General features: G+C 62.8%; 28 protein-coding genes and 2 pseudogenes. 15 read left to right on the top strand and 15 right to left on the bottom strand.

Annotation, left to right across the window (positions count from 1 at the left end; genetic code table 11):
• The 3 genes from AC1D3B_RS26100 to AC1D3B_RS26090 all read right to left on the bottom strand — a co-directional run.
• A partial coding sequence (locus tag AC1D3B_RS26100) for a hypothetical protein (RefSeq protein WP_478193564.1) occupies nt 1-200 on the bottom strand: 200 nt, incomplete at its 3' end.
• Nucleotides 201-881: 681 nt separating this feature from the next.
• Complete coding sequence (locus AC1D3B_RS26095; RefSeq protein WP_478193563.1) at nt 882-1,250, bottom strand: alpha/beta fold hydrolase; 369 nt, start codon at nt 1,248-1,250, stop codon at nt 882-884.
• Between the two features lie 19 nt (nt 1,251-1,269).
• Nucleotides 1,270-2,022, bottom strand: coding sequence for an epoxide hydrolase family protein (locus tag AC1D3B_RS26090; RefSeq protein WP_478193562.1), 753 nt, complete (start codon nt 2,020-2,022; stop codon nt 1,270-1,272).
• A 171-nt stretch (nt 2,023-2,193) separates the two neighbouring features.
• On the opposite strand from AC1D3B_RS26090, the gene AC1D3B_RS26085 reads away from it, so the two are divergent.
• From AC1D3B_RS26085 to AC1D3B_RS26075, 3 genes are read left to right on the top strand one after another with little or no spacing between them, the layout of a single operon-like run.
• Nucleotides 2,194-3,807, top strand: coding sequence for an AMP-binding protein (locus tag AC1D3B_RS26085; protein ID WP_478193561.1), 1,614 nt, complete (start codon nt 2,194-2,196; stop codon nt 3,805-3,807).
• An 11-nt stretch (nt 3,808-3,818) separates the two neighbouring features.
• Entirely contained in the window at nt 3,819-4,811 is a 993-nt protein-coding gene (locus AC1D3B_RS26080) for a beta-keto acid cleavage family enzyme (RefSeq protein ID WP_478193560.1), read from the top strand.
• A gap of 14 nt (nt 4,812-4,825) precedes the next feature.
• On the top strand, nt 4,826-5,800 hold the full coding sequence (locus AC1D3B_RS26075; protein WP_478193559.1) for an NAD(P)H-dependent flavin oxidoreductase: 975 nt from the start codon (nt 4,826-4,828) through the stop codon (nt 5,798-5,800).
• Nucleotides 5,801-5,818: 18 nt separating this feature from the next.
• Here AC1D3B_RS26075 and AC1D3B_RS26070 read toward each other — a convergent pair whose 3' ends face one another.
• Nucleotides 5,819-6,736 carry a LysR family transcriptional regulator gene (locus tag AC1D3B_RS26070; protein WP_478193558.1) on the bottom strand — a complete coding sequence of 306 codons (918 nt, stop codon included), beginning with the start codon at nt 6,734-6,736 and terminating at the stop codon, nt 5,819-5,821.
• 153 nt (nt 6,737-6,889) lie between these two features.
• Between AC1D3B_RS26070 and AC1D3B_RS26065 the strand changes: the two genes are divergently transcribed.
• From AC1D3B_RS26065 to AC1D3B_RS26050, 4 genes are read left to right on the top strand one after another with little or no spacing between them, the layout of a single operon-like run.
• Complete coding sequence (locus AC1D3B_RS26065; protein WP_478193557.1) at nt 6,890-7,873, top strand: zinc-binding dehydrogenase; 984 nt, start codon at nt 6,890-6,892, stop codon at nt 7,871-7,873.
• A gap of 45 nt (nt 7,874-7,918) precedes the next feature.
• Nucleotides 7,919-8,458 (top strand): VOC family protein, encoded by a 540-nt coding sequence (locus AC1D3B_RS26060; RefSeq protein WP_478193556.1) that lies wholly within the window; start codon nt 7,919-7,921, stop codon nt 8,456-8,458.
• A complete protein-coding gene (locus tag AC1D3B_RS26055; RefSeq protein ID WP_478193555.1) occupies nt 8,455-9,234 on the top strand; it encodes an SDR family NAD(P)-dependent oxidoreductase in 780 nt (259 codons plus the stop codon). Before AC1D3B_RS26060 ends, AC1D3B_RS26055 begins: the two co-directional genes overlap by 4 nt.
• A 46-nt stretch (nt 9,235-9,280) precedes the next feature.
• The gene (locus AC1D3B_RS26050; RefSeq protein ID WP_478193554.1) at nt 9,281-10,255 is read left to right on the top strand and encodes a Bug family tripartite tricarboxylate transporter substrate binding protein; all 975 of its coding nucleotides are present in this window, start codon (nt 9,281-9,283) and stop codon (nt 10,253-10,255) included.
• Nucleotides 10,256-10,437: 182 nt separating this feature from the next.
• Here the strand turns inward: AC1D3B_RS26050 and AC1D3B_RS26045 are convergent, their stop codons facing one another.
• The 4 genes from AC1D3B_RS26045 to AC1D3B_RS26030 form a co-directional block, all read right to left on the bottom strand.
• On the bottom strand, nt 10,438-10,749 hold the full coding sequence (locus AC1D3B_RS26045) for a type II toxin-antitoxin system RelE/ParE family toxin (RefSeq protein ID WP_478193553.1): 312 nt from the start codon (nt 10,747-10,749) through the stop codon (nt 10,438-10,440).
• Nucleotides 10,746-11,045 (bottom strand): YlcI/YnfO family protein, encoded by a 300-nt coding sequence (locus tag AC1D3B_RS26040; protein WP_478193552.1) that lies wholly within the window; start codon nt 11,043-11,045, stop codon nt 10,746-10,748. Before AC1D3B_RS26040 ends, AC1D3B_RS26045 begins: the two co-directional genes overlap by 4 nt.
• Nucleotides 11,046-11,644: 599 nt before the next feature.
• The gene (locus tag AC1D3B_RS26035) at nt 11,645-12,514 is read right to left on the bottom strand and encodes a fumarylacetoacetate hydrolase family protein (protein WP_478193551.1); all 870 of its coding nucleotides are present in this window, start codon (nt 12,512-12,514) and stop codon (nt 11,645-11,647) included.
• Nucleotides 12,515-12,561: 47 nt separating this feature from the next.
• Nucleotides 12,562-13,293: a GntR family transcriptional regulator gene (locus AC1D3B_RS26030; protein WP_478193550.1), complete on the bottom strand. Its 732-nt coding sequence runs from the start codon at nt 13,291-13,293 to the stop codon at nt 12,562-12,564.
• A 221-nt stretch (nt 13,294-13,514) separates the two neighbouring features.
• Here AC1D3B_RS26030 and AC1D3B_RS26025 point away from each other — a divergent pair, with 221 nt between their 5' ends.
• The 7 genes from AC1D3B_RS26025 to AC1D3B_RS25995 are packed head-to-tail and all read left to right on the top strand — an operon-like array spanning nt 13,515 to nt 19,619.
• Nucleotides 13,515-14,324, top strand: coding sequence for a substrate-binding periplasmic protein (locus AC1D3B_RS26025; protein ID WP_478193549.1), 810 nt, complete (start codon nt 13,515-13,517; stop codon nt 14,322-14,324).
• 10 nt (nt 14,325-14,334) lie between these two features.
• Entirely contained in the window at nt 14,335-15,135 is an 801-nt protein-coding gene (locus AC1D3B_RS26020) for an alpha/beta fold hydrolase (RefSeq protein WP_478193548.1), read from the top strand.
• Between the two features lie 22 nt (nt 15,136-15,157).
• The gene (locus AC1D3B_RS26015; RefSeq protein WP_478193547.1) at nt 15,158-16,018 is read left to right on the top strand and encodes an N-formylglutamate amidohydrolase; all 861 of its coding nucleotides are present in this window, start codon (nt 15,158-15,160) and stop codon (nt 16,016-16,018) included.
• Nucleotides 16,019-16,030: 12 nt separating this feature from the next.
• Entirely contained in the window at nt 16,031-16,690 is a 660-nt protein-coding gene (locus tag AC1D3B_RS26010; RefSeq protein ID WP_478193546.1) for an amino acid ABC transporter permease, read from the top strand.
• A 12-nt stretch (nt 16,691-16,702) separates the two neighbouring features.
• Entirely contained in the window at nt 16,703-17,461 is a 759-nt protein-coding gene (locus AC1D3B_RS26005) for an amino acid ABC transporter ATP-binding protein (protein ID WP_478193576.1), read from the top strand.
• Nucleotides 17,462-17,483: 22 nt separating this feature from the next.
• Nucleotides 17,484-18,803 carry a metal-dependent hydrolase family protein gene (locus AC1D3B_RS26000; RefSeq protein ID WP_478193545.1) on the top strand — a complete coding sequence of 440 codons (1,320 nt, stop codon included), beginning with the start codon at nt 17,484-17,486 and terminating at the stop codon, nt 18,801-18,803.
• Between the two features lie 3 nt (nt 18,804-18,806).
• On the top strand, nt 18,807-19,619 hold the full coding sequence (locus AC1D3B_RS25995) for an alpha/beta fold hydrolase (RefSeq protein ID WP_478193544.1): 813 nt from the start codon (nt 18,807-18,809) through the stop codon (nt 19,617-19,619).
• A gap of 86 nt (nt 19,620-19,705) precedes the next feature.
• Here AC1D3B_RS25995 and AC1D3B_RS25990 read toward each other — a convergent pair.
• The 6 genes and pseudogenes from AC1D3B_RS25990 to tnpA all read right to left on the bottom strand — a co-directional run bounded on the left by AC1D3B_RS25990 (nt 19,706) and on the right by tnpA (nt 23,277).
• Nucleotides 19,706-20,425, bottom strand: a pseudogene (locus tag AC1D3B_RS25990) (IS6 family transposase).
• 31 nt (nt 20,426-20,456) lie between these two features.
• Nucleotides 20,457-20,591 carry a hypothetical protein gene (locus AC1D3B_RS25985; RefSeq protein WP_478193543.1) on the bottom strand — a complete coding sequence of 45 codons (135 nt, stop codon included), beginning with the start codon at nt 20,589-20,591 and terminating at the stop codon, nt 20,457-20,459.
• A 154-nt stretch (nt 20,592-20,745) separates the two neighbouring features.
• Nucleotides 20,746-20,925: a hypothetical protein gene (locus tag AC1D3B_RS25980; protein WP_478193542.1), complete on the bottom strand. Its 180-nt coding sequence runs from the start codon at nt 20,923-20,925 to the stop codon at nt 20,746-20,748.
• Nucleotides 20,926-21,252: 327 nt separating this feature from the next.
• Nucleotides 21,253-22,455 (bottom strand): IS66 family transposase, encoded by a 1,203-nt coding sequence (tnpC, locus tag AC1D3B_RS25975; protein WP_478193541.1) that lies wholly within the window; start codon nt 22,453-22,455, stop codon nt 21,253-21,255.
• Between the two features lie 85 nt (nt 22,456-22,540).
• Nucleotides 22,541-22,879: an IS66 family insertion sequence element accessory protein TnpB gene (tnpB, locus tag AC1D3B_RS25970; RefSeq protein ID WP_478193540.1), complete on the bottom strand. Its 339-nt coding sequence runs from the start codon at nt 22,877-22,879 to the stop codon at nt 22,541-22,543.
• Entirely contained in the window at nt 22,876-23,277 is a 402-nt protein-coding gene (gene tnpA, locus AC1D3B_RS25965) for an IS66-like element accessory protein TnpA (protein ID WP_478193539.1), read from the bottom strand. Before tnpA ends, tnpB begins: the two co-directional genes overlap by 4 nt.
• A 222-nt stretch (nt 23,278-23,499) precedes the next feature.
• Here tnpA and AC1D3B_RS25960 point away from each other — a divergent pair.
• Nucleotides 23,500-23,640: pseudogene (locus AC1D3B_RS25960) on the top strand (DDE-type integrase/transposase/recombinase); the annotation flags it as partial.
• Between the two features lie 329 nt (nt 23,641-23,969).
• Here the strand turns inward: AC1D3B_RS25960 and AC1D3B_RS25955 are convergent.
• On the bottom strand, nt 23,970-24,959 hold the full coding sequence (locus tag AC1D3B_RS25955) for a Bug family tripartite tricarboxylate transporter substrate binding protein (RefSeq protein ID WP_478193538.1): 990 nt from the start codon (nt 24,957-24,959) through the stop codon (nt 23,970-23,972).
• Nucleotides 24,960-24,962 lie beyond the last annotated feature (3 nt).

Raw genomic sequence — 24,962 nt, 5'->3', positions numbered from 1 at the left:
AGTGCGCGAATCTCATCGAGGCTGCGGGCGCGTTGCCGACTTCGCCCACAAGCAAGCCGGATACATGCGTGCAGACCGTTCTCATCGTTGGCGAAAGCTTGCAAAAGGCGTCGGGTCCATACATGCACCATCTGGCGCAGGACGTCGACATCGGCTCCCTTCTCAGCGAGCTCGGCCAATGCCATAGTTGGGTTGGTCATCGTGATTTCCTTYRAGGACAGGTTTGGTGGGTCGCACCTCAAACTTATCCGGACTTCACGATGACCACCCCGAAGAGAGCGGCCGCTGCACGGCAAGGCRCTTCGGGCTACGCCCTACGCGCCTTGCCGTGCAGCGAGTGATCGAAGACTTACACCACGTCCCGGGACATCAACCAAAGCCATGACAGTTTGTCGCAGGGTCACGCCAGACCGCCGCGCCCTCTTCTTCCTCTGCCATGCGGGCTTTTTCTCGGGCAGGGAGAGTGCATAGGAACTCAAATCCCCCTCGCCATGCATCAAAACCCCCCACCCTCCCCGCCCCTTCCCACAGCCTTCGACTGGGCTCCGCACCCCAGTGAACATAATTGTCCCCCGCACGTTGGCCGCGAAGGGCAACGCACTCGGCCACCAAGAAATCAGCATCCCATGTTTGACGGCGGGCATGCGCGAGTTCGGGATCGGAAAGTGCATCTGAGTGCCACTGACTGCCCTACTTTCCATCCATTTGTCATTCAGCCGAGGTGACATGCGCGTGGGTCTCCCTCCCGGGCTGCGTGCAGCACGAGTGGGCACGATCAGCATCAGCCAAAATGATCGCCGTTCGACTCCGAGCACAAGCTCAGGAGGCTCGAGAAACGTTGGTCCCAAGGTCTAGGAGCTGAACCAAGGCGGTAGCCGCTTTCAGTGACCCCGCAGGGGCCGGTAGAAAGCGCGAATCTCCTCGACCAACGCATCGGGTTGCTCCATCGCCGCGAAATGGCCGCCGGCCGGCATCACGCTCCACCGGCGAATGTCGGTGAAGGTGCGCCGCGCGAGCGATCTGGGCGGCCGTACGATCTCTTTGGGGAACTCGCAGTAGCCCATCGGCACATCGACGGTTCGGCCGTCGGGAATGGGCCATGCGTCGTGCTGACGCGCGTAGTAGGGCCAGAAAGACGAGCCGATGGCCCCGGTGAACCAATACAGCGAAACGTTGGCAAGGATCTCGTCCATGGAAAAGACGGACTCGATGTCGCCTTTGCAGTCCGACCAGGCGCGGAACTTCTCCACGATCCATGCCGCCAATCGGTCAGCGCGAAAGCCAGCGTCTGCGGTCGCGTTCCCTGCTGCGTGCTGTAGCCGGTCTCTTCATCGAGCCAATGCTTGGATCCGCTCGGTATTGCTGCCCGGTGGCATCGTCATCGATCACCGCGGCGGGATCGCGCCGCAACGGAAGCAGATTCAGATGCACACCGATCGTCTTTTCCGCATGCGCCAGGCCCAGCCGCGCCGAGATCGATGCGCCCCAGTCCCCTCCCTGTGTGGCGAAGCGTCGATACCCGAGCGTCTCGCTCATCAGCGCGGCGAAGGTATCGGCGATCTGCTCGACGGAAAAGCGCGGCTGCCCTGCCGCAAAGGACAAGCCGTAGCCCGGCAGGCTGGGAGCCACCACCGTGAAGGCGTCGGCCGCGTCGCCGCCGTGGCGCTGGGGATCCGTCACACGGGGAATCAGTTCCATGAACTCGAACAAGGAGCCTGGCCAACCGTGTGACAGCAAGAGGGGCATTGGATTCGGGCCGACACCCGGCACATGCAGGAAGCGCAGATCGATGCCCGACAGTGGGACGCTGAACAGCGGCAACGCGTTCAGCTGCGCCTCCTGTGCGCGCCAGTCGAATTGGTGGAGCCAGTAGTCGGTGAGCTTGCGCATCCAGGCGAGGTCGGTGCCGTAGGCCCAAGGCTCGCCGGGCGCCTGGTCGGGAAAGCGTGCCCGTGCCAGACGCGTGCGCAGCTCGCTGATGTCGGCGTCGGGAACGTGCAATTGGAACGGGATGGGGGTCATCGCCCATGCTATCCAGCCGACGACACGATGTCGATGCCTCCTTGCCACCACGCCCAGGGATGCGGCGCGGAGCGAAGGCCATCGCCGCGCCGAATACCGTCATCGGCGCATCCAAATTGCGCGTCGTCGCAGCGGTTCCTAGACTGGGTCCATGCCAACCAGCCATCCGCAATGAACCCCACCCATCAATCGTGGCCACCCCCGGCAGAGCGCACGGTCGGACAGATTCTCAGACGTGCCGCCGCCACCCATCCGGACCGTGATTTCGCCGTCTTTCCCGACAGCAAATGGACCTACGGTGCCTTCGACGCACGGGTCGACAGGGTTGCCCAAGGCCTGATCGCTCTCGGCATCTCCAAAGGCGCCAAGGTGGCGATCATGCTGCCGAACTGCGCGGAATTCCTGGTCACCTGGTTCGCTTGTGCACGCATCGGCGCCGTGGAGGTCCCTGTCAACACGAGCCTGCGGGGGCAATTGCTTAAGCACATCCTGAACCACTCGGATTCCGAGGTCCTGGTGGCCGCGGTCGAGTTTCTCGACCAGGTCCGGGCCGTCGCGCCCGAACTGACCAAGCTAAGGACCGTCGTGGCCACCTCGGACTCGCTCTGCGCATCCGAAGGACTCCCCTTCAGGCTCATGCCCTTCATGGACTTGGAACTGGACGTGGCATCCCCCATCGAACGCGAGATTGATCCGCAGGACCCGCTGGCGATCATATTCACCTCGGGAACGACCGGCCCCTCCAAGGGGGCCCTGCTGTCCCACAACTACTTTTGGTGGTTCGGGGAGCGCAGTTGCACCTTGCGTGATGTGGCAGCCCACGAGCGGCTCTACACCTGCCTGCCGCTCTTTCACGCCAATGCGCAGGCGCTGACTGCCATGGCCGCGCTGGTGCGAGCGAACACTGCGATCTTCGACACCCACTTCACGGCGTCGGGATTCTGGGATCGTCTTCGGATGTTCGACGCCACCCAGTTCAACTACATCGGCGGGATGATCCCGATCCTTATGAAGCAGGCGCCTTCTTCCCGCGACCAAGGCCACCGCGTGCGGCTGGCCATGGGCGCTGCGGCGCCGCCTGAGCAGTGGCGCGAATTCGAGACCCGTTTCGGCGTCCGCCTGCTCGAGTGCTATGGCCAGACCGAGGATTGCGCGGTCACTTGCAATCCCATCGACGACGTTCGCATTGGCTCGATCGGCAAGGCAGCCTGGGGCTACGAGATGCGTGTCTTCGACGCAGACGACCAGCCGGTCGCCGACGGCACGATCGGCGAATTCGTCATACGCCCGACCTTGGCGGGAATCATGATGCTGGCCTACTACAAGATGCCGGAGGAGACCCTGCAGGTCTACCGCAATCTCTGGTTTCATACCGGCGATCTCGGGTCTCGCGACGGCGACGGTTACTTCTACTACAAGGATCGCAAGAAGGATTCCATACGTCGACGCGGCGAGAACATCTCGGCCTATGAGGTCGAGCTGGCCGTCAACGACCATCCCTCGGTGCTCGAGTCGGCTGCATTTGCCGTCCCATCCAACGTTGGCGAGGACGACGTGATGGTGGCTGTAATCCTAAAGCCGGGGCATGTACTCGCCGCGCTCGAGTTGGTCCAGCATCTGGAACATCGGCTGGCTTACTTTGCCGTGCCCAGGTATGTAGATTTCCCCACGGAACTGCCGAAGACACCGACTCATCGGGTCGAGAAATACCGTCTTCGGCAGCAGGGCATCACGCCAACCACGTGGGATCGTGAAACCAGCGGCTATCAGATCCGCCGCAAATAAGGAAAGCACTCATGCTCTACGACTATTCCAGCTCCCGTGAATACCTCAAACGCGCCGGCACGAGCAAGATGCCGCCGCTGATGATCAGCGCGGCCATCACCGGCGGCATCCAGGGCAAGGAGGTCAATCCGGCACTTCCGGAGACACCCGAGGAACAGGCCGAGGAATGCGTGCGCTGCTACGAGGCTGGCGCGACCATGGTTCACATCCATGGTCGAGACCCCGAGAGCGGGTATGCCAACGCATCGCGGCGCCGAGAAGACTACGAGAAGATCAACCACCTGGTGCGCAGCCGCTGCCCCGACCTGATCATCGACAACACTTCGGGCGGAGGCTGCGGGCTCACCCTGGACGAACGCGTGTCGTCTCTCGATGCGCTCCCCGAGGTTTCCGACATCGACATGGGCCCCTTCACGGTGTCAACTAGGCTTCGCAAGCGCATGCCGCCGCTGCACGGGCGAGACCAGGACGAGATGATCGACGATCTTCTGCCGGTCACTGTCGGGGAAACGGAACTGCGCGCGCGCATGATGAAGGACAGAGGCATCGGCATCACGATGGCGATGTTCCACACAGGGCACTGGAGCATGGTGGACAACCTCATCCGGAAGGGCCTGGTGGAGCCGCCCTACAACTTCATTTTCTTCCTCGGCATGACGTCGGGCGCCCTGGCCACGCCCGCCGCACTGCTTGATTTCGTCCGCGACGCACCCCAGCCGTCCAATGCCTTCGTCATGGCGGTAGGAAGGCACGACCTTCCCATGCTCACGATGTCGACGCTGATGGGCATGCACGCGATGGTCGGTCTCGAGACCAATCTGTATGCAAGCGAAGGCGTGATGGCCGACTCAAATGCCCGGTTGGTCGAGCGAACGGTACGCATCGCGCGATCGCTAGGTCGGGAGATCGCCACGCCCGCACAAGCGCGCGAGATGCTGGGGGTGTCGGCTGCGCCGCGGCAGTACCCGGCGCCTGCTGAAGTCCGGATCCCGGCTGCAGCATGAAGGCACCGCGGGCCATGCACACGCGAATTACGCGGCTGTTGGGGATCGACTATCCCATCATGCAAGGAGGCATGCACTTCGTCGGCATGGCGCCATTGGCGGCGGCCGTGTCGGACGCTGGCGGGCTGGGGGTCATTACCGCCCTGACGCAGAAGACACCGGAATTGCTAGCCCGCGAGATTGCCCGCGCCAGGGAGCTGACGGACCGCCCGCTGGGGGTCAACCTTACCTTCCTTCCCGCATTCTCCGATCCGCCCTATGCCGAATACATCGAGGCGATCCACGCGAGCGGGGTGCGCGTCGTCGAGACCGCCGGCCGCAACCCCGAGGCGTACATGCCACGGTTCAAGACGCTCGGCATCACGGTCATTCACAAGTGCACCTCGGTCCGACACGCGCTGAAGGCGCAGGCCATCGGCTGTGATGCCGTCAGCATCGATGGTTTCGAATGCGGCGGTCATCCGGGCGAGGACGACGTGCCGGGGCTCATCCTTTTGCCACGCGCGGCCGAGACGTTGAGCGTTCCCTTTCTTGCCTCGGGCGGCATGGCGGACGGCCGCAGCCTGGTCGCCGCGCTCGCCTTGGGCGCCGATGGCATCAACATGGGGACCCGCTTCATGGTGACGCAGGAGGCACCTGTTCACGACAGGGTCAAGCAGGCGATCATTGCGGCCAGCGAGCTCGATACCCGGCTGATCATGCGTCAGCTTCGAAACACGGAGCGGGTTCTCGACAACGCCGGGGTGGGTCGAATCTCGCAGATCGAGAAGGAAAAAGGCGCGGCCTTGCAGATCGCGGACATCTTCGACCAGGTGGCGGGCGTCTATCCCAAGGTGATGCTGCACGGCGACATGGATGCGGGTGCCTGGAGCTGCGGCATGGTGGCTGGACTTATCCATGACGTGCCGAGGGTGCGGGAGCTCATCGAGCGGATCGTGCTGCAAGCGCGAGACATTGCAAGTCGGCGGCTTGGCGAACTCCTTGGCTGAGCGCTAACAGGAGCGTTATCAGAGCGCCTTCCCGATTTCCTGCACCAGACCTCGCAGCCAGCGATGCGCGCCGTTGTCTTGCATGCGCTCGTGCCAGATCGCATGGACGGGCAGCTCCGGCAGCTCGAATGGCAGAGGAAGTATTTGCAATGCCGCTGCCTGCACCATGCTGCCGGGCACACGGCCCGGCATGGTGCCGACCAGGTCGGTGCGAGCGATGACTCCCGGCATCATGGACAGCGTCGGCACATGCGCGCAACTGCGCCGCTCGATGCCCAGGGGAGGAAGCACCCGCTCGAGCATGACCTCGATGGACGACACGAAGACGGGCGGCGAGCCATAGTAGATGTGGTCCGCGGCGGCGTATTGGGCGGCCGTGATCGAGCCGTCGATCGTGGGATGGCCGGCCCGCACCACGCACACGAGGGGTTCGCGCACGACGATGGTCTGGTACAGGCCTTCGGAGACGTCGTGGAAAAAGCCCACCACGAGATCGACCTCGCTGTTGGCGAGGGCCTCCCGCAAGCGCTGGGGTTGTGGCGCGACGATCGTCAGGGTCACGTTCGGAGCGACGTTGCGCAGGCGCTCGATCAGCAACGGCAGGATGGTCAGGCCGAAGTAGTCGCTGGCCATGATCGTGAACGTCATCGACGAGGTTTCCGGCTCGAAGGGGCCGCGTCGGGCGACGGCCCGATCGATCTCGTTGAGTGCGCGCCGCACGGCCCCGGCAATCTCGGGCGCATGCTCCGAGAGCTGCATGCCGTGCGGGGTGCGCACGAGGATTGGATCGTCGAAGACGCCGCGCAGCCGGGCCAGGGCGGTGCTCATCCCGGACTGGCTCATTCCCAGCTTGTCAGCCGCGCGGGTCACATGACGCTCCGCGATGAGCACTTCGAGGCAGCGCAGCAGATGCAGGTCGATGTCGGGTGTAGCCATGGGTCTCCCTGTGATCTGCCGATTGGACCCCAGGCGCGACTGCGGCGGCATCCGCAATCACCCTCGACGATGGCGTCATCGCCCACGGCGCATGGCGCCGCGACGCACCGCCTCCTAGACTCGATCCATGGTCATTTACCCAGAAAGCAAGGAATGAAAGCCGTCTGCATCGAGACCGTCGAAGGCAAGCCCGAGTTGGTCATGCGCGAGCTCCCGCGCCCGGTGCCAGGTCCTGAGGAACTGCTGGTTCGCGTGCAATGCTCCGGTGTCAACTTTGCCGATCTGTATCGGGCACCGAAGCATTTCGGCAGTGCAAGTGACTCGGCTGCAGCCATCGCCGGCCTCGAAATGGCGGGCGAGGTGGTCGAAGTGGGCAGCGCGGTGCGTGGAATGGCGATCGGCACGCGTGTCATGGGCGCGGCCAGCGGTTCCTACGCAGAATATTGCTGCATCCACCACTCGCTCGTGATGAGGGTGCCGGACTCCCTGTCGTGGGCTGAAGCTGCAGCCACTTCCGCAGTGTTCATGACCGCCCATGACGCCCTTGTCACCAATGGCGAATTCACGGCGGGCGAGACGGTGCTCGTGCAGGCGGCCAGCTCAGGCGTAGGCATTGCCGCCGTCCAGCTCGCCCGCCTGCTGGGCGCCGGGCTCGTGATCGGCACGTCGGGTTCTCCGGCCAAGCTGGAGCGCCTCATCGCACTGGGATTGCAGCACGGCATCGACAGCAATTCCCGTGACTTCGCGGAGGCCGTGATGGAAGCCACCTGCGGGCGCGGCGCAGATGTGGTGATCGAGAACATCGGCGGCGACAGCCTGCCTGGCGACATCCGGTGCGCAGCGGTCAAGTGTCGCATCGTCAACGTCGGACGGCTCGGAAAGTGGATCGGCGAACTGGACCTGGACGAACATTCCCGCAAGCGCATCAAGCTGGTGGGTGTCACGTTCCGCACTCGAACGATCGAGGAGCACGCCGAGGTTGCCCGTCGCGCCGCCGATGTCATGCTGCCCGCCTTGCAGGCCGGAACGTTGAAGCCCGTGGTCGACAAGGTTTTTCCGCTGGATGGCGCTGGCGAAGCACAGGACTACATGCGGTCCGGCAAGCACTTCGGCAAGCTTGTACTTCAGGTTGCTTGAAGCCACAGGCCCGCCCTATTCGAGCAGACAACAACAGGAGATGAGATGAGCACCTTGTTCGGTCCAGTACGACAGATGGGGTATGTCGTACGCGATCTCGAATTGGCGATGAAGCATTGGACCGAGGTCATGCACATCGGCCCGTTCTTCCATTGGGAGCGCCCAAGGTTACTGGATTTCCGTGTTCGGGGGGAGCCTTCCGATCTTTGGATCAGCGCTGCGTTCGCCCAATGTGGCGGCATGCAGATCGAACTGATCCAGCAGCGCAATGACGCACCATCTATGTACCGCGATTTCCTGGCCTCCGGCCGCGAAGGCTTGCAGCACATCGCCTTCTGGGCGGATGAGTCCCGCTTCGAAACGACGCTGGAACGGGCGCTGGCCTCCGGGTTCACGATCGGCATGTCCGGGGCGACCGTCGACGCCACCGGCCGCATCGTCTACTTCGAACAGGAAGCCCATCCCGGCACGGTCATCGAGCTGTCCTGCCTCACGTCAGCGAAGAAGAAGTTCTTCGACGAGATCGCGCACGCTTCGGTAGGTTGGGACGGCAGCGACCCGGTGCGCCGGCTCGACGCCCGATGACCGCAATGTCGGGCAGGGTCGCGCTGATTTCCGGTGGTGCGAACGGCATCGGGGCCGCAACCGCGCGCCGCCTGGCGTCGCAAGGGGCATGCGTCGCCATCGGCGACCTCGCCGGTGTTGGCGGCGAAACCCTGGCCCGGGAACTGGGCGGACAGTTCGTCGAGCTGGACGTCGCGAGCGAAATCGCGTGGCGACGGGCGGTGCAGTCCATCGTCGAGCGCCATGGGAAGCTTGACATCCTCGTCAACGCAGCCGGCATCGAGGGCGACGTGTCGGTGGGAACGCTGGAGTTGACCACGCTCTCGGAATGGCGTCGGGTGCTGTCGGTCAATCTGGACGGCACCTTCCTGGGTTGCCGCGAAGCGATGGCAGCGATGCGCGAGCACGGTGGCGGCGCGATCGTCAATGTCGCGTCCGTCGGCGCGTACTACCCAACGCTCCAGGGTGTCGCCTATGGCGCGAGCAAGGGCGCAGTCACCCAGCTGACCAAGTCGGTGGCGCTCTACGGCAGCCAGGACAGCAAGCGCATCCGTTGCAATTCCGTGCATCCAGGGATGATCGCCACGCGCATGCTGGACAACATCGCGGCGCAACTGAAGCAGCGCGGCCCGGCCGAAGGCGAGGCGGCGCAGCAATCGTTGCAGCGCATGCCGCTGGGCGGACCCGGCAGACCGGAGGACGTTGCGCAACTGATCTGCTTTCTCGTCTCCGACGACGCGAGCTACATCACCGGCGCCGAGTTCAGCGTCGATGGCGGTTGGCAGCTGCTGCGGTGAGAAGCGACGACCCAACACCGATTCCCAAACAGCACAAGGAGACAACATGAACCACTACAACCGGCGCGATTGCCTGCGCCTTGGCGTCGCCAGCGCTTTGCTACCCACCCTCGCATGGGCGCAGGGTCACTACCCCGACCGGCCCATCAAGATGATTGTGCCGTTCGCGGTCGGCGGGGCGGTGGACATCCTCGCACGCGTGCTTGCGAGCGGGCTGTCGACGGAACTTAAGCAACCGGTGGTGGTCGAAAACCGCACGGGGGCGACCGGCCATATCGGCGGAGAGGCGGCGGCCCGCGCTACGCCCGACGGATATACGGTTCTGCTCACCGCCAGCAGTGCGCAGGCGGTCAGCTTGCACCTGCTGAAGCTCGGCTACAAGCCACTGGAAGACCTGACCCCGGTCGCGCTGCTCGCGACGCTGCCTAACGTGGTCGTGGTGCACAAGGATGTTCCTGCCCGCACATTGGCGGAGTTCATCGCCTATGCAAAAGCGAATCCCGGGAAGGTGTCGTACGGCTCGTACGGGCCCGGCAGCAACCTGCATCTGGCGGGAGAGATGCTGGCCAACAAGGCAGGCCTCGACCTTGTGCACGTGCCCTACAACTCATCCCAACTGATCACGGACTTGCTGGCGGGACGCATCCAACTCTTGATCGGCAACATCACCGAAGTCGAGCAGCACATCAAGAGCGGGTCCGTGCGCGCACTGGCGATCACCAGTCCCAAGCGGTCCCCCGACTTTCCGGAGTTGCCAGCAGTGGCGGAAGTCGTTCCCGGCTATGGCGTCGTGTCCTGGGGAATGCTTCTGGTGCCGGCTCGCACGCCGCCGGAGATCGTGACGCAGCTCAATGCGGCGTGCCTCAAGGTGCTGGAGAAACTCGAAGTTCGTGAAGCTTTCGCCAAGGTTCGATTCACGCCGACGAAGTATGACGTGGCCCAATCACGGGAGTTCATGCTCAGCGAGGCTGTGCGTTGGGAGAAGGTCATTCAGGAGGCCAAGGTGCCGATGTTGAATTGACCTCGTTCGCCCCGTCCTCGGCAGGCCGGCGGCGACATTTTGCGCGGGGCTGCCGTCGGCCAACTTGCGATAACCCGCCCTGATCGTCGGTGACCTCTTGCCGGCTGAGTTGTTAGAACTCGGCACGTCTGCTCGCCCAAGATCTTTCGTCCCATCTCATTCGCGGTGATCTCGAGCACGCATCAGTGGTAGTCGTCCTCGCGTTGGTGTCGAATGGCTGCAATGGTGACATGCCCCTCGTCCAGGATACGAAACAGCGCCACGTACCCCGACGCCCCAAATGGAATGACCAATTCCCGTTCGAATCGGTCAGTGTCCGCAATTCGGCACGTGAACGGGTTGGTCTCAAGAACTCGAAACTCCCGACGGATCGCGGCGATGGCCCGAGTGGGGAGATCGAAGTCTCCGTGCGCTAGTGCTGTCTCCACAAGGAAGTCCTCCAGACGCATAAGGTCCTCGAGCGCCTCGTGCGTCAAGGTGACGCTGTAGTTCACGGACGAGCGGCCTTCGCCCCTTTGTCCCGAGCAAGCGCCGACATGCGTGCATCGAGGCGAGCCTGCATCGCGTCCAGCGCCTCCTGCGCGGAATAGTATTTCCCACTCGCGCTGGCGCGCTCCAAGGAGGCCCGACCGCGCGCTAGAAATTCCTGCTGCGACCGGCGCCATTGCGCGGCCTGAATCGCAGCGGTCTCGACAAATTGCGAGAGCGTCTCGCCCTGCCGCAACACGCTCTCGATCTCTTGACGGACTGCGGGTTCTACCCGGACAGGTGGCAACTGGGCTGTCTTCATTGGAGCGATCGTAGCGCATTTGCTATGCACAAGCAACTTGATCCGGCCTTTCAGTCGAGGTTTGCGGAGCCCCACGCCTACCAAGAGGAGCGTCCTCGGGCGTCTACAGCCTTGCTCGTCCGTCCAACCCGTCTCGTTGCCTGCGATCCTGTGCTTACCCCATTGAACATAATTGTGAATCGAGTCCGGACGACAACGACTCCGTAGCCCAGTAGTCAGAGGCGTTTGGATGCGCTTCATAGGCCGCCTCGCGCGGGGTGCCGCAAGGGCCCGCTCGATCTTCCGGCCGCGACGCGCAAACTGCCCATCCCGTCGGAGATGGGCTCGAACAATGAAGTCGCGGATTTGTCGCTCCTGCCGTTGCCATTTGCGGATCGGCGGGTGGTGTAGCGTTGCCCGCAGTATTTCCGAACACAGCTTGAACTCCGCACAATTCCAAGTGGTCTAGCGACTTACCCCGATAAGTCGCTAGCGCAGTCTCGCCCTGGCTAGCGTCGATTGTCGGCCTCAACGGCCTGCGCAAACGGCAAGCATTAGAGCGGGGAATGGCGCGACGAGCCTGCCTCATCCGCCCTAACTTGCGTTGTCTTCACCGCTTGCTAGCGGAAGCGGTTCTCTATGGAGCCGAGTCCATCGACCTCGATACGCACACGGTCGCCGGATTGCAGAAAACGCGGAGGGGACAACCCCATGCCCACGCCAGAAGGCGTGCCTGTAGCAATCAGGTCTCCAGGGTACAAGGTGATGCCTCTAGAGCAGGTTTCGATCAACGTCGGGATGTCGAAAATGAGATCGCTCGTACGGCCGTCCTGGCGAAGCTCCCCGTTGACCCAGCAGCGAACACGCGTGTTCTGCCCATCCAGTTCGTCAGCCGTGACGATCCACGGCCCCATGGGACAGAAGGTATCGAAGGACTTGCCGAGGTCCCACTGCTGGTGGCGCATCTGCACGTCCCGCGCCGTGACGTCATTGACGACCGTATAGCCGTAGACATGCGACATCGCCTCATGGCGCGAAATGTTACTACCGCCGTTTCCGATCACCACGCAGAGCTCCGCCTCGTAGTCGATCTGCTGCGACACCTCGCCAGGAAGCCGCACATCGTCGGAGGGCCCGACCACGCACTCCGGCACCTTCGAAAAAACAATAGGCCAGGACTCGGGGTCGGCTGCGTTGTCCTTGAACACGGTGGTCCTGAGTTCTTTTGCATGGGCATGGTAGTTGCGTCCGACGCAGAAGATGTTGCGGCGAGGCAGAGGAATGGGAGCCTCCAGCCGAACCGACGACAGCGGGATGGACTCCCCTGTGGCCCGGGGCATATCGCCCCCCCCATGGATCGGGTCGATGAGGGCAAGCGCGCCCCTTCGAGCCTGGTCGGAGGAGAGGATGAAAGGGATGATGGCCGTGCCATCGGGGGAAACAGTGCCGACAAACCTGTCTCGGCCCTTAGAAAAGGTAGCAACTCGCATTTTTTTATGGGATGTCCGTCAGTTGACGTGGGGATTGCAGCCTCCGCTCAGGAGGCTGCGTCGGGTTCCTCTTGCAGAGACGCAAGATGAGTCTTCAGCCGTTCGAGCATCGGCGCGCTTGCCAGATCTATATGGCGGCGCAGCACCACGCATCCCAGCTCCGCGTCCTGCTGGACCACCGCGTCGACCAGCGCGCCATGACCGCGAAAAATCTCGAGTTCGTTTGAGCTGCGCGCACGCGTGAGATTTCGATAACGGGCAGCGTGATCCCAGATCGTCTGCTCGAAGTCCTTGAGCATGTGCAGGCGTGCAGGACCGCACAGCGCCTCATGGAACTGCCGGTGGGCCATTTCCCATTGCGCGGTATACAGGCCCTGCATAGGCTTGTTCTGCGCCACCTTGATCAACTGGTCGTAGGCTTCTCGCACACGCTGGGACCAGCCCGCGTCCGCATCCTCGAAAGCTCGCCGCAACAGTGCCGTCTCGATCTCGATACGGGTGGCGGACACCTCGCGGAAATGCTCTGCCGACACGGACGCCACCGTGAATCCCCGTCGGTCCTCCATGGACACCAGCATCGAAGCGGACAGGCGGTAAAGCGCTTCGCGAATCGGCGTCATGCCCGCCGAGTAGCGATTCGTCAGCATCTCCAGCCGCAACCGATACCCCGGCGGAAGAACCCCGAAAACGATGTCATCCCGAAGCCGTTCGTATACCCGGGTGGCCAGGGTCTGGTTACTGGTACCAGCCACCGGCAAGAACGTGTCGATGATGCTCATGAGTGGATTGTGCGTCACTTTTTTTCGAAAATCAACTGATCAATTTCCACATCCAGGAGGACGCTTACAGTGATCATCCGACAAAATCATTTGGATATTTCAATTTTTTTCGAAAACTGTGCGATTCTTCGGGTCGTTGAAAGCCTCTAGCCACTGCCGGCGCCTCACGCCAGAGCCGCGGAAGTTCAACGCCCCCGCACTTCTTTCGAAAGGTTCGATCCATGAAGATTTCTAAGTCCGCTGTCGCGTTGTTTGGCTGTCTGGCACTGTCGGTGGCTGCCTTCACTGCCCATGCACAGCAGCCCCCCAAGAACTCCCCGACCATCAACGAAGTGCTCAAACGAGGGACGCTTCGCCTCGGGTGGACAGTGAACTATCCCACCTCGTACCGAGATCCTCAGACCAACACGGTCGGTGGCTACGCGGTCGATCTGGTCCAAGAGATGGCCAAGGAACTTGGCGTCAAGTTCGAAGCCATCGAAGACTCGGCGGCAACCCTCCCGGCAGGCTTGCAGGCGAAGAAGTTCGATATCTCCATCCCTCTCGCGATCACCCCCCCGCGCCTGCAGGTAGTGAGCTTCTCCAAACCGTTCCTGAAGTCGCCCGTGAACTTGGCGGTGTTGTCCAAGAACGCCCAGAAATGGGCGAATTGGCAAGCCATGGACCAGTCCGACCTCAAGGTGTCCACGACGCTGGGATCGAACATCGACCTGTACGTAACGAATGTGTTCAAGAAGGCCGAAATCCAGCGCGTACGCAACCAGACGGACAGCCTCGCGGCACTGTTGGGCGGCCGAGTGGACGCGTGGGCCAACAGCAGCGAGGCACTACGGCGCGCCGTCGAGGAACGCTCCGACGTCGTGATCCTGCCCAACTCCGAGTTCGCGGCGGCGGAACTGGCGATCCCCCTCGTCAAGGACGACACCGCATTCGTTGCCTGGGTCGACCAGTTCCTCGCTCGGAAGAAAGCCGACGGCTCGCTCAAAGTGCTGATGGCGAAATACCAGGTCCCCAACGAGCTCATCAACTGAAAGGCACTCCGTGTTCGAGATTGAAGAAAAGGAAGTTCTGGGCAACGTGGTCCGCATGTCGAGGCCCGGTCAGCGGCCCGTATTGCTGTTGCATGGGTTGGGAGGAAGTGCACGCTCGTTCGAAGCGGTCGAGCCGCACTTGCATCTGGCCGGCTTCAGCACCATCGCGCTGAATATGCCGGGTTACGGCGAAAGCGCGGCTTTCGCGTCCGAGTTTCCGACGCCCCAGCAGCTGGCGGACAACGTGGATGCGGTACTGCATGCGCTCGCACTCGACGCGGTCCATGTGGTGGGGCATTCATTGGGGGGTGTATTGGCAGCGGCTTTGGTCCACCACCATCCCCAGCGTGTAAAGGCACTGGTATTGAGCTCCAGCCCCCGGGGCTTCGACGTCGCGGATCCACAAGCCTGGAAACCATCGTTCACCCAACGGGTGCGCGACCTGGAGGCCGATGGCCCTGCCGCATATGCAGAAAAGCGCGCCGCGGGCCTATGTGCCGTCGACGCCCCTGTAGCGGCGGTTGGAAACGTGAAGGAACAGATGGCAAGGCTCACCCCCTCCGGTCTCCGCACGGCCTCGTCGCTCTACGCGCGTGCCAATCTAGTGTCCCTGCTGTCGGGCCGGTCCATCCCGGTTTCCTACGTAGCCGCCGACAGGGACCGGATCGTGCCCCTCGCGGAGGGCCAGGCCATTGCCGCCGACCTCGATGTAGCGCTGAGCGTGATCGCGGGTGTGGGACATGCCGGATACACCGAAGACCCGCTCGCGTATGCCCACTTCTGCACCGCCCCTTTCCGCCACCTGAACTGAAGAAACACAGCCCATTCGAACCATGACCATCGAAAAAGAAATCTACCTTCGCCGCGACCCCATCGTCCCCCCGGTTCCCGTTCTCGTGGACGTTTCCCGCAGCGGTCGGCTCTATCCCATCGACTTCCGTTCTCCGGTCCCCTTCACGGCCTTGCACGACAACGTGTCGATGTACGTGGAGGAGATCTGGGATGCTGCCCCGACCTACGGAGCCACCTTTCTCCAAGCGCTTTTCCCCAACACGTACGTCGATGCGAACCGCAACGAACTCGATGTCGACCCCGAACTTATCGAGGGAACGCCACCGGTTCCCTTCGAACCCACCGTCTCCAAGCGCGGCCTCGGCCTGTTGAAGTCGAAGTCGCGCTACGGCGAACCCATGCACGAGCGTAAGCTCACCGTTGATGAGCTCATGTCGCGCCTCGACAGGTTCCATCGCCCTTACCACAAAGAACTGAAATCCGCGCTCGACCGCTTCACGCAGTCGTATGGATTTGCCTACCAGCTCAGCTGCCATTGCATGTCGGCGATAGGCGCCCCCACCCATCCAGACCACGGCAAGGAGCGAATGGACTTCTGCCTCGGAAACCTGGACGGGACCTCAAGCTCCACGGAGTTCCTCGAGTTCGTCGAGTCGGTCATCAAGGAAGCGGGATACACCTGCTCCATGAACTTTCCCTATAAGGGCGGAGAGTTGAACCGCCGCTATGGCGATCCCAGTGGCCGCGCAGAGAGCATCATGATCGAGATCAACAAGCGCCGTTTCATGGATGTCAAGACCTTCCAGAAGAACGAGGGCTTCGATGAAATCAAGCGTGTGGCGGAGAAGATCCTGGCGGCAGTTTCCATGCGTGCCCGTCAGAAGCTCGCGGCTTCGCACTGAGCCTGCCGCCGCATGGACTTCAAGCTGTCTGTCATCACCGACAACTGGCCGTTCCTCGCGCACGGCCTGTACCTGACCATCGCGATCACACTGGGTTCGCTCGTGATCGGCATGGTGCTGGGGCTGTTGATCGGCATCATGCGCCTGTCGAAGAACTCCGCCCTGCGGTGGATCGCGATGGCCTACATCAGCGTGTTCCGCAATACGCCCGGCCTGGTGCAGCTGGTCTGGTTCTACTACTGCCTGCCAATCCTCACCGGTATCAATCTCACAGCCCTCTGGGCCTGCATTATTGCCCTCTCCGCTGGGGCCGGCGCGTACATCGCGGAGATCGTGCGGGCAGGCATTCAGGGAGTGGACAAGGGGCAGGTGGAAGCGGCCAAGACCATCGGCCTGACCTATGTCCAGAGCTTGCGCATGGTCATCCTGCCGCAGGCGATCCGGACCATGCTTCCTCCGCTGGTGAACGAGATCGTAACGCTACTGAAGTTCTCCTCGCTGGTTTCCGTGCTTGGCGTGCAGGACATGACGTACCAGGCGCAGGTACTCTCTACCACGACATTCCGGCCCATCGAGCTGTACACCTTCCTCGGCGTGCAGTATTTCGTGATCTGCGTCCTCATCTCTCGCGCCGCGCAGCGGATCGAGATTCGTATGTCCAAGGGAGTTTGAATGGCAGAACCCATGGTTTCGGTGAAAGGCCTTTGCAAGCGCTTCGGAGACCTCACGGTGCTCAATGGCATCGACCTGACCGTCGAGGCAGGAGAGGTCGTGGTACTGATCGGCGCCAGCGGATCAGGCAAGACAACACTGCTGCGCTGCGTGAATCTGCTGGAAACACCCGACGAAGGGATGATCACGGTCGACTCGCAGCCTCTGGGCACCGTGTCGAGCGGCAAGTTCCATCCATTGCCCGAGAACCAGATGCGGGCCCGCCGATGCGAGATCGGCATGGTGTTCCAGCGCTTCAATCTCTTCCCGCACATGACGGCACTGGAAAACGTGATGCTGGGTCCAGTGGCGACCGAACGCCTCACGAGGGACACGGCGCGCCGGACTGCGGAGCAGTACCTCGCGCAGGTGGGCCTCGCGACCAAGATGCAGTCCTACCCTGCACACCTGTCCGGAGGGCAACAGCAGCGTGTGGCCATCGCACGGTCGCTCGCGATGCGCCCCAAGCTGATCCTCTTTGACGAGCCCACGTCGGCCCTGGATCCGGAGCTGGTGGGCGAGGTGCTGGAGGTCATGAAGACCCTCGCCAGGGAGGGCATGACGATGCTCGTTGTAACGCATGAGATGGATTTCGCCCGCGAGGTTGCAAGCCGGGTGTGTTTCCTTCACCAAGGCGAGATCCTCGAACAAGGTTCGCCTGAGCAAATCTTCGGAAGTCCCCGGAACGAGCGAACGAAGTCTTTCCTCAGCCGCGTCCTGCGGCACGTCTAACATTTCCTGAAAGTCACTGAGCATGGAGAAGAACGAAGAAGCCTTGGTGGTCGTGCGCAACGCCACGGTTATTGATGGAACGGGTAACGCGCCGTTCAAGGCGGCCGAGGTGCGTGTGCGCGGCAACCGCATAGAGCAGGTGCTCGTGCAGTCCCAGGGCGCCACGGCTGGAATCGGCACCGCCACCGAGATTGACGGTACTGGTAGTTTCTTGCTGCCGGGGCTGATCGATGGTCACTGCCATATCTCTCTCCACCAGGGGGCCGTTCCGGGGGTGTCCCACCGCACCGGCGCCGAGTTCGGTGCCTTGTGGGCGGCCCACGCCGCGAGCCGCGTGCTGCGTTCCGGCTGGACAGGCATCTCGGTCCCCGGAGGAAAGTGGTTCATCGACGTCGCCGTGCGCGACGCCGTCACAACGGGCTTCATCGAGGGTCCCAGGATCTTTGCCGCGGGACGAGCCATCACTACGTCGGGCGGCATCTTCAACACGCGGTCCGACCTGGAGCAGGAACCACCGGACTCCGCCGGCGTGGTGTGCAACACGGCGGAGGAAGCGACGGCCCAGGTCCGGCGTCAGGCCGCACGCGGGGTCGACATGATTAAAGTGGCTGACTCTTTCTGGGGCGATATCCAGACCCTGGATCCGTCGATCCTGGAGGGCATCGTGCAGGAAGCCCATCGGAGGGACGTGCGCGTCTGCATCCATGCCCGGGGCGCTGCGTCGACGCGGGCCGCTGCAAAGGCAGGTGTCGACTGGATTTTCCACGCGGACCTGGCCACGGAGGACGACCTGCGCGCCATGGTGGAACATGGTGTGCCGCTCATGCCCGTGCTGACCGCCCCGTGGGTCGGCATCGAGTACGCCAGGGAATGTGGCGTGTCCCCGGCCGACCGTGAGCGGCTGCAGCGCCAGCTAGACCTGAGCGTGGAGATGATCCGCAAGGCAATCGGCATGGGCATCAAGCTCATGGTTGGCAGTGACTCCGGCAACGCATCTGCCTTCGAACATGGCCGCTGGCATGCGAAAGAACTGGAGCTTCTGGTGGATCTCGTCGGCATCTCGGCACTGCAGGCCATCCGTGCCGCTACCTGCGACAACGCGCAGGTGATCGGGCTCGATGGCAAGGTCGGCACGGTGGAGGCCGGCATGCTGGCCGACCTTGTGCTCTGGAAGAAGAATCCCCTCACGGACATCCGTGTGTTGCAGGACAGCGGCAACATCAATTCGATCATCAAGGATGGCCGCCTCATGGACCTGGCCGCCCCGACCTACCCCATTCTTCCGCAGGCAGGTGCTTTCACGCGCCACGGTGCCCCGCAGAGTGTGCGCATCGGAGTCTGAGACATGAAAGGCTTCCGCAACTTCGACCTGCCTTTCGAAGGCACGACCATCCGGTGCTGGGAAGCGGGCAGCGGCCCGGCCATCGTCCTGCTGCATGGATCGGGAGCAGGTGCCTACACAATCACCAACTTCGGACGGGCGTTGCCCCTGCTCGCCCGCTCCTTCCGGGTCATTGCGGCGGACCTCGTAGGTTTCGGCTTGTCCGGCTTCAGAACGGACGGCCCCCTGTTTGACATGTCGATGTGGGCAAGGCAGGCGGAGTTCCTGCTAGCGTACGCGGGCCCCGGTGCCACGCTGGTGGGACATTCCCTGTCGGGCTCCATCGTGCTGGATGTGGCGTCCCGCAACCCCGGCGTGAAGGCCGTCGTCACCACCGGAACCACTGGCACTGTGATGGATGTGCCTCCAGGCGCCCTCGGCTGGACCTGGCCGAACAGCGTGGAGGAGATGCGACGGCAGGCGCTCAGGCAATCCTTCGATGCCTCGCTGGTCACGGACGAATGGCTGGAGGCGCGAGCGGCCATCTGGAGCCGTCCCGGTTACGGCGATTACTTCAAGCGCATGTTCGATGGCACCCGCAAGCATTTCCTCGATCTCGCGGTGGTCCCCTCCGAGCGTCTGCAGCAGATCCGCGTACCAGTGCTGCTGATGCACGGATTGCAGGACGCTTCATTCCAACCCGAGGAAACCTCGGTTGCCCTGGCCCGGTCGATTCCCGATGCGGAAGTCTTGGTGCTGCCACGGTGCGCGCACGGGGTGGCATTTGATCGCACAGATCGATTCGTCCATGAGGTTGAAAGGATTGCAAGTGGCTGAGAACATCGCTCTGGCAGGTCGCGTCCCATTCCGGGTTCTGGTGCAAACCGAACGTCAAGCAACGCCCGCGCGCAACTTCCTGCGATTTACAGAGCTGCCAACACTGCATTCCAGATCGCAGGCGCACTGCGGTCTTTGAGACGCCGCTCGCTGAGATCGAACTGGCCCTTGTGAATCTTGCGCAGCAGCTCAATTCCCGCGATCGTGATGGCCGCAGTCTTGAACCGCTTGAAGCCGAGCATCGGACCGACACGGAGCTTCACGCCTCGGTGGTCCTGCTCGATCTGATTGTTCAAATACTTGGAGGACCGGCGCTTCAGGCCCTCGGGCAGCTGCCCGTCCGCCTTCATCTCGCGCACCGCTCGGTGCGATGCGGCGTAGCCATCCAACGTGATGGATTGCGGCACGCCCTGACTTTTGACCGCCTTGCCGAAGAAGGCCTTCGCCGCAGCGACGTCGCGCTTGGCGCTGAGTCTGAAATCGACCGTTTTGCCTGCCCGATCTACCGCGCAATACAAGTAACGTCACTGGCCGCGAATCTTCACGTAGTTCTCGTCGACGCGCCACGACCGGCCGACCTGTCCGGCGAATCGACTCCATCGTTTGACAAATTCGGGCACGAAGCGCTGCACCCACCGCATGATCGTTGTGTGGGCGATCGAGAGACCTCGCTCGGACATCATCTCCACCAGGTCGCGTAGGCTGAGTTTGAACCGCAGGTACCAGCGAACACACAGCACGATGATCTCTCGCTCGAAATGCCGGCCCTTGAACAGTTCGTCCATGCTTTGAACCTTCTTCGCCATCGACCTGCCCATGGTGCACAAAGCGGGTAGCCTACACTGCGGCACGGTTTGCACCAGAACCGAAAATGGCATAGGCAAGGCCGATGAACAGCAACGATGCTGCGAGCAGTTTTCCCCGCGCTGGATCTGCAAACGCTCCCAGGCGCTTTGCGAATTCTGGTGTCATGGTCTCCGGTCCGTGCGTTGTCGAATGTCCATTGTTGGCGTTAGCCGGCGGGTGCTTTATGGCGAGGCGGGCTCGCTGTCATCGGCGAGCTTGTTGGCTCAAAGGGGTTTGGGCAGCCCCTTGGGGGGAAGCCTCGCGTCTTACCCGCGGCGCCTTAGCGCACGGTGCGGTGGAGGGTGAGCTTTGTGGTGCTCTGCCCTGTGAACGCGAGCAGTCGTCCATCGACAGCGACCATGTTCGGCACCTCGATTTCGTTGAGCTTGGAGCGGCTCGGCTCCAGGTTCCAGTTCACGAGATCGGTCGTCGACATCGACTGCGCGATCCGCCCGTCCATGACTTGCCCGTTGCCCGCGATGATCGTGAGCGTCCAGTCACCCCATCTTGACCGGCCGCACGCGGGTCACTTGGACTGCAACTGCGCTCCGACGTAGGCAACGCACTCCACAAGGTTGAGGGCAGCCTGCAGCAAGAACTTCTCGGCGTCAGTCCGCACGCGCAGCAGGTCGTGCTCGCCGAGGTAGCGTACACAAATGCCAGCAGGTAGCGCTCGGGGTGGTCAACGCAGAACTTTGTGATCATCCGCTCGACGAGGTCTGGCGGCACGCCCTCGGTGAACTGCATCGTCGCCGTCAGCCGCTGCAAGCAGGTTTCCTGGACGTCTTCAGAGATCGTCGACACGGCGTGCCCGCAGTGCTTCGTGCGCGGCGCAGGCTGCGCCCAAGCGGTCCGGATACAGCCGCGGATCGACCACGGTCTCGTAGGCGCTGTAGCGGTCGCTCAGCAACGTGCCCGACCATCGCTTGCCGTGTCGATTCTGGCCTCCCAAGAATGCCAACGGGTACTGGGCCCCGCGTCCCGGGCAGAACTCGTAGATCACACCAGGCACCTTGTCGTGCCAGCTTCTGGCGTAGGCCCAGACGTAGGCTCGTCGCGTCTTGCCCGCGCCCGGGTCCAGCAGGGCCACTGGGGTCTCATCGGCGTGCAGCACCGCGCAGCTGAGGATGAAGCGCCTGTGCGCCTCGTGCAGCGGCTCCAGCGCCGCACCGGCCTGGCCGGTGATGGACGCCAGCGTCGAGCGCGGTGTGTGCACGCCGCTGCGGGCGTTGATGGTCGCTTGCCGGTAGTACGGCATGTGGTCCACGAAGCGGCTGATCAGCGTGTGCGCGACGAAGCCGCTGGCAGCGATACCGCCTTCGATGACCTCTGCCACGCTGGGCGCCTGGCGCAGCACCTGGCAGCAGCGGCAGGCCCACTTGCCATAGATGTGGCGGTGCACGAAGAACTCGGCCGGCACGATGTCCAAGCGCTCGCTGACCTCTTGGCCGATGCGTGTCATCGGGCGCCCGCAGCCGGGCTCCAGGCAGTCGGTGCGCTCGGGCTCGTGGTGGTGTTCGACACGGCGCAAGTGATCGGGGAACGGGTTGCGGCGCGGCCGGCGCGGGGGCGCCTTGGTCGTTGTGTCCGAGGCGGCTGCGCCGGCTGCGGCCGCGGCGGCTTCACGCCGAAGCCGCTCGAGCTGCTCGCGCAGGCCCGCCTCGTCCTCGGCCAGCGTCTCCTCGAACAGGCGGCGCTGCTCGGCGTTCATGGCCTCGGACTTGGCGCCGAACTTCCAGCGCTTGAGCCTGGCCAGCTCGAAGGTGATCTTCTCGATCTTGGCCTCGCGCAGTGCGATCTCGCGGTCCTTGCGCTGCAGCAGCGCGTCGCGCTCGGCAAGCGCCTGGTCGCGTTGCGCAAGGACACGGCCATGCTCGGCCAGCTGCTGTTCCTGGTCTTGCAGCCGCCGGAGCAGCTGAGCAACCAGCGCGGCTGTCTCGGCGGACAGTCCCGAAGGATTCGCTGCAGGAAGATCACGCGCACCAAGCATGCGTTGAACGATGCCAGTGCACGGCAATGCCAACCTCGGCACATCCACTGACAACGCATGGGCAGATGGCGTTGACGCCGGCTCCTCAGGCTCGCGTGATGACGCTCAGCTCGGCAAGCCGCTGCCACGGCAGGCCCAAGACCAAGGCGTCGAACTGCGCAGGTGTGAGTGACAGCAAGGGGGTCGCATTGGTCGTGCCCGGCCAGACGAAGCGCCCCGCGTTGAGCCGGCGCGCCGCACACCACACGCCGAAGCCGTCGTGCACCAGCAGCTTGACACGCGTGCCGCGGGCGTTCGCGAACAAGTAGCCATGGTGCGCCTGCGCTGCGCCGAAGACTTGCACAACGCGCGCCAACAGGCGCTCGGCGCCGGCGCGCATGTCGATAGGGTCTGCGGCCAGCCACATCGCGTCGATGCGGATCATCGAAGCAGCTCGCGCATCCAGACCGCGCACTCGCTGGCGGCACTCGCCGGCCAAGTCACGGTAACCGCTATCGGCCCACGTCGCAGCTCGATGCGAACGTCCGGAACATGAGCCGGCTGCACCGGTGGCGGCAAGCTGACCGGGACGAACACTGTCTTGGCTTCGTGCGCCTTCGGGGCCTCGGCGGTGGTCGCGCTGACGACGGCGGTTCCCGAGTTCATCTCAGCGTCTCGAACCCAGCGGCGCAGCAGATTCGCGTTGACGCCTTGGGCCATCGCCACCGCCGCCATCGACATGCCCGGCTGCATGCAACTGGCCACGGCGTTTGCCTTGAATTCATCGCTGTGAATGCGACGTCGCCGTCGTGTATCGGCTTGTTGATCGGGGATAGTGCTCACGTGTCCACCAAGAGTTGTTGATGGGGACTAGGTTCCTATGCTCCGAGCAGGCTTTCAAGATGGTTGGACTGGACGCTCACAGTAGATCGCACATCGACACTACTGGGGCAGCCTTGGTGCAAGGGGTGCTTGCACAAACGCGCGGGTCGTAGCCAACTCGGACCCGCGCTCTCGCGAGGCCCGGTCGGCTCCCACTCGCGCGGCAATCGGATAACGAAGTGCTTTTTTCGCAATCTTGTGGAGCAGGACCACCGAAGCATCAAGCGGCGAATCCGACCGATGACGGGATTCAAGTCCTCTAACCGTGCTGCCCGGCAGATCGCCGGTATCGAGACGATGCACATGGTCAAGAAGGGCAGCTACGCTGCCCGGGTGGCCTGGCATTTTCAGATGCCGACCACCTCTACAGCCTCGCCGTCCGTTGACCTGAAATTGCCGGACTTCGTCCGGTCGGACCGGCTTAACGCGACAAAGCCCAATCTACTCCTTCGGCGCGCGTTGTGGCTCCGATTTCCGATTCCACCGTCCAAAGCGAGCGGGGCGTCGGCGAGGATACGACTGTGTCAATTTGACGAAAAAATTCAATTACCCCCACCTGCCGATGTTGCGGCCATGGACCGTCAACGTGACAACGCCCCCCTCCAATTGTTCCGAGTGGACTCGTTGTGACTCGATTGATAGATAGGTTTTGGTCAGTCGGCCTGGAGGCCGGCAACCTTGGCCAGATTGCGAAACTGATCGATCCCAGCGGCATACTCTTTGTTCACGTCCGTCAGGGAGGTGCGAGGTGGCGCCGCGTTGACGCCGGCATGGTCCAGCAACGATTTTTGCAACTCGGGATTGGACAGCACCGTCGCCATCGCTCGATTCAGATTGGCGACGACCGGTTCGGGCGTTCCCTTCCTCACAAACACGCCTGTCCAGATGGCGGAATGGAAGCCTTTGAGGGCGCTACCTTCATCGACTGACGGAACTTGCGGGAGCAACGGTTGACGGCTTGGTGACAGTGCTGCCACAAACTTGAACCCTCCCTGTTCCGCCATGGTGATTTGCTGCGCTGTGTAGATGTTGATGAATACATCGATACGCCCGCCGATGAGATCGCGCATCACGTCGGCACCTCCCTTGTATGGAACGTGTGTCATCGGCGCCTTCATTCTTCGAGCGAGATCCTCTCCTAGGACGTGATTGAGAGTGCCGACGCCGACGCTCGCGTAGGTCAGCGGCGTTCCGTTCCTTGCGGCCTCGCGCGCCAGCACTGCGAGTTCGTCGGCGTTTCGTGCGGGCAGATCCTTGCGGGCCATGATCACGTACGGTGACGTCCCGACCATATGGATCGCCTGGAAATCCTCGGCGCTGAACTTGATGTCGCGATTGACGATTCCGGCCAGGATCAATTGACTCGGAGATGCCAGGAACGCAGTCTGGCCATCCGGTGGCGCGGCGAGCACCTTGCGCGCTGCTATTGCTCCGCCCGCGCCCGCAGCGTTGTCTACGATCACGGGTTGCTTCAGCACCTCGCTCAAGGACCTGGCAATCTCCCGTCCGACGACGTCGGCGTGTCCTCCAGCGGAGAACGGGATCACAAATGAAATTGGCTTCGACGGCATTTGCGCGTGAGCTGCCGTCGCCATCAGAACGCTGGCAAATAGACTCAGTGCGCTACGAAAAGGTGAATGCATGGT

This window comes from Variovorax sp. P5_A3, from assembly GCF_056400665.1.
The sequence above is the reverse complement of the archived record's forward strand: the minus strand, read 5'-3'. Positions and strand labels throughout refer to the sequence as shown.

Coding starts and splice junctions, on each gene's coding strand:
- AC1D3B_RS26090 (WP_478193562.1), bottom strand. CDS start 2,022: ATGACCCCCATCCCGTTCCAATTGCACGTTCCCGACGCCGACATCAGC.
- AC1D3B_RS26085 (WP_478193561.1), top strand. CDS start 2,194: ATGAACCCCACCCATCAATCGTGGCCACCCCCGGCAGAGCGCACGGTC.
- AC1D3B_RS26080 (WP_478193560.1), top strand. CDS start 3,819: ATGCTCTACGACTATTCCAGCTCCCGTGAATACCTCAAACGCGCCGGC.
- AC1D3B_RS26075 (WP_478193559.1), top strand. CDS start 4,826: ATGCACACGCGAATTACGCGGCTGTTGGGGATCGACTATCCCATCATG.
- AC1D3B_RS26070 (WP_478193558.1), bottom strand. CDS start 6,736: ATGGCTACACCCGACATCGACCTGCATCTGCTGCGCTGCCTCGAAGTG.
- AC1D3B_RS26065 (WP_478193557.1), top strand. CDS start 6,890: ATGAAAGCCGTCTGCATCGAGACCGTCGAAGGCAAGCCCGAGTTGGTC.
- AC1D3B_RS26060 (WP_478193556.1), top strand. CDS start 7,919: ATGAGCACCTTGTTCGGTCCAGTACGACAGATGGGGTATGTCGTACGC.
- AC1D3B_RS26055 (WP_478193555.1), top strand. CDS start 8,455: ATGACCGCAATGTCGGGCAGGGTCGCGCTGATTTCCGGTGGTGCGAAC.
- AC1D3B_RS26050 (WP_478193554.1), top strand. CDS start 9,281: ATGAACCACTACAACCGGCGCGATTGCCTGCGCCTTGGCGTCGCCAGC.
- AC1D3B_RS26040 (WP_478193552.1), bottom strand. CDS start 11,045: ATGAAGACAGCCCAGTTGCCACCTGTCCGGGTAGAACCCGCAGTCCGT.
- AC1D3B_RS26035 (WP_478193551.1), bottom strand. CDS start 12,514: ATGCGAGTTGCTACCTTTTCTAAGGGCCGAGACAGGTTTGTCGGCACT.
- AC1D3B_RS26030 (WP_478193550.1), bottom strand. CDS start 13,293: ATGAGCATCATCGACACGTTCTTGCCGGTGGCTGGTACCAGTAACCAG.
- AC1D3B_RS26025 (WP_478193549.1), top strand. CDS start 13,515: ATGAAGATTTCTAAGTCCGCTGTCGCGTTGTTTGGCTGTCTGGCACTG.
- AC1D3B_RS26015 (WP_478193547.1), top strand. CDS start 15,158: ATGACCATCGAAAAAGAAATCTACCTTCGCCGCGACCCCATCGTCCCC.
- AC1D3B_RS26010 (WP_478193546.1), top strand. CDS start 16,031: ATGGACTTCAAGCTGTCTGTCATCACCGACAACTGGCCGTTCCTCGCG.
- AC1D3B_RS26005 (WP_478193576.1), top strand. CDS start 16,703: ATGGTTTCGGTGAAAGGCCTTTGCAAGCGCTTCGGAGACCTCACGGTG.
- AC1D3B_RS26000 (WP_478193545.1), top strand. CDS start 17,484: ATGGAGAAGAACGAAGAAGCCTTGGTGGTCGTGCGCAACGCCACGGTT.
- AC1D3B_RS25995 (WP_478193544.1), top strand. CDS start 18,807: ATGAAAGGCTTCCGCAACTTCGACCTGCCTTTCGAAGGCACGACCATC.
- AC1D3B_RS25985 (WP_478193543.1), bottom strand. CDS start 20,591: ATGACACCAGAATTCGCAAAGCGCCTGGGAGCGTTTGCAGATCCAGCG.
- AC1D3B_RS25980 (WP_478193542.1), bottom strand. CDS start 20,925: ATGGACGGGCGGATCGCGCAGTCGATGTCGACGACCGATCTCGTGAAC.
- tnpC (WP_478193541.1), bottom strand. CDS start 22,455: ATGCTTGGTGCGCGTGATCTTCCTGCAGCGAATCCTTCGGGACTGTCC.
- tnpB (WP_478193540.1), bottom strand. CDS start 22,879: ATGATCCGCATCGACGCGATGTGGCTGGCCGCAGACCCTATCGACATG.
- AC1D3B_RS25955 (WP_478193538.1), bottom strand. CDS start 24,959: ATGCATTCACCTTTTCGTAGCGCACTGAGTCTATTTGCCAGCGTTCTG.